This is a genomic window from Kitasatospora sp. MBT66 (assembly GCF_000710405.2).
Classification (GTDB): domain Bacteria; phylum Actinomycetota; class Actinomycetes; order Streptomycetales; family Streptomycetaceae; genus Kitasatospora; species Kitasatospora purpeofusca.
Genome location: NZ_JAIY01000009.1, coordinates 92,600 through 94,694, shown reverse-complemented (window position 1 = coordinate 94,694; position 2,095 = coordinate 92,600). Strand labels below are relative to the sequence as shown.

Genomic DNA, 2,095 nt, shown 5'->3' with positions numbered 1-2,095 from the left:
CGGCCAGCGCGGCCGGGTCGGGGTGGGTGGCGGCGCCGAGGGCGTCGGCGAGGCCGAAGGCGTCGGCGCCGAGCACCGCCCAGGTGCCGGCGGCGGGGCGGGCGCCGGGGACGGAGGAGAGCGGCAGCCAGTCGACGCGGAACAGGTGCTCGTAGTGGCTGCCGCCGGCGGCCCGCAGCCGGGCGGGCGCGTCGAGCAGCACATGCCGGGTGATCTTGCCGGAGGCGGTGCGCGGGATGCGCTCCGTCTCGTACAGCTCCTCGGGGACCTTGAAGTAGGAGAGCCGTTCCCGGCAGGCGGCCAGCAGGGCCTCCGGGTCGAGGCCGCCGGGGCCGGGCACCAGGAAGGCCACCGGCACCTCGCCGAGCACCTCGTGGGGCTTGCCGACGACGGCGACGTCCGCGACGCCGGGCACGCCGCGCAGCACCTCCTCGACCTCGGCCGGGTGGATGTTCTCGCCGCCGCGGATGATGAGTTCCTTGATCCGGCCGGTGATGGTGAAGTAGCCGGAGCCGTCGCGCCGGGCGAGGTCGCCGGTGTGGTACCAACCGCCGCGCAGCGCCTGCTCGGTGGCCTCGGGCTGGTTGTGGTAGCCGAGCATCACGCTCGGGCCGCGCACCCAGACCTCGCCCTCCTCCCCGTCGGCGACGTCCAGGCCGGTCCCGGCGTCGACCAGGCGCACGCCCAGGCCCGGGACGGGCAGGCCGCAGGAGCCCTCGACGCGGGCACCGGTGGGCCAGTTGACGGTGATCGAGCCGCAGGTCTCGGTGGAGCCGTAGGCGTCGATGAGCGGCGCGCCGAACGCCTCCTCGAAGGAGCGCCGCAGCGTGGCGGTGGTCATCGCGCCGCCGACCAGGCACATCCGCAGGGCCGGCGCGGTGAAGCCGTCCTCCCGGGCGGCGCGCACCAGCTGCTGGTACATGGTGGGCACGCCGGCCAGGAAGGTCGCGGACTCCTCGCGGACGGCCTCCAGGACGTCCCGCGCGGCGAAGCCGTCGAGGATGCGGGCGGTGGCGCCGACGGCGGTGACGCTCAGCACGCAGGCGATGTGGGACAGGCTGTGGAACAGCGGCAGCGGCCAGACCACCCGGTCCTCGGCGCTCAGGCCGGGCACCGGCACGTAGCAGGCGGCGACCGACCAGAGGCAGTTGCGCTGGGTGGACAGCACGCCCTTGGGCCGGCCGGTGGTGCCGGAGGTGTAGAGCATCCAGGCGGGGTCGTCGAGGCCGAGGTCGTCGCGCGCGGGGGTGGCGGGGTCGGTGGTGGCCAGGGTCTCGAAGGAGAGGGTGCCGGCCGGGACGGGGCCCTCGCCGGTGACGATCACCCTCAGGTCGGCCCGGGCGCGGACGAGGGCGTCCAGGCCGGCGGCGCGGGCGGCGTCGGTGATGACGACGCGGGCACCGCTGTCGTCCAGCAGATGGGTGAGTTCGGCGGCGGTGGCGTGCGGATTGAGCGGGACGCCGATGGCACCGGCGCGCAGGATGCCGAAGTAGGACTCCACCACCTCGACGCTGTTGCCGAGCAGGATCGCGGCCCGGTCGCCGGGCTGGAGGCGCAGGTCGGCGAGGTGGCCGGCGAGCCGGCCGGTGCGGGCGTGGAGCTCGGCGTAGGTCACGCCGCGGACGGCGTCGCGGAACGCGGTCCGGTCCGAGCTGTCGCGGGCGTGCTCGGCCAGCAGTTCGGGCAGCGGCCGGATCAGCTCGGTGCGCAACATGCCGTCACTTCCTTGGGTCGGTTCGGCGTCGGGTTCGGGGCGGGTCGGGTGGGCTCGGCCCGGGTCGGTTCGGGCCTGGAGCGGGGGCATTCGGTTTCCGCCCGGCACCCGGGTCGGTGGCGGCGTCATGGACATTCCGTTTGCGGGCGGCTTTCCCCGGTACGGGACCGGTGCATTTCCGGGCCCCGCTTTCGGGGCAGCCTTTCCGGGGCGCCCTTTCCGGGGCGGCCGTACGCGAATTCCCGCCGGTCACAGTCTCGTACGGCGGGGGCTCCGGGCCGCCCCTATCCGACCCCCTATACGGGCCCTATTCATGGAGCGCGGGCCCGATGAGAGGGCGCGCGTGGTGCGGTGGCCGGGAACCACGCCGCCCCGCCGGGC

Annotated in this window: 1 protein-coding gene; it reads right to left on the bottom strand. The window is 75.3% G+C overall.

Annotated features, from left to right (window positions below):
* Window positions 1–1,714, bottom strand: a 1,714-nt coding sequence (locus tag BI06_RS24470; RefSeq protein WP_043471660.1) for a class I adenylate-forming enzyme family protein, incomplete at its 3' end; no start/stop codon positions are given.
* Window positions 1,715–2,095: the final 381 nt, after the last annotated feature.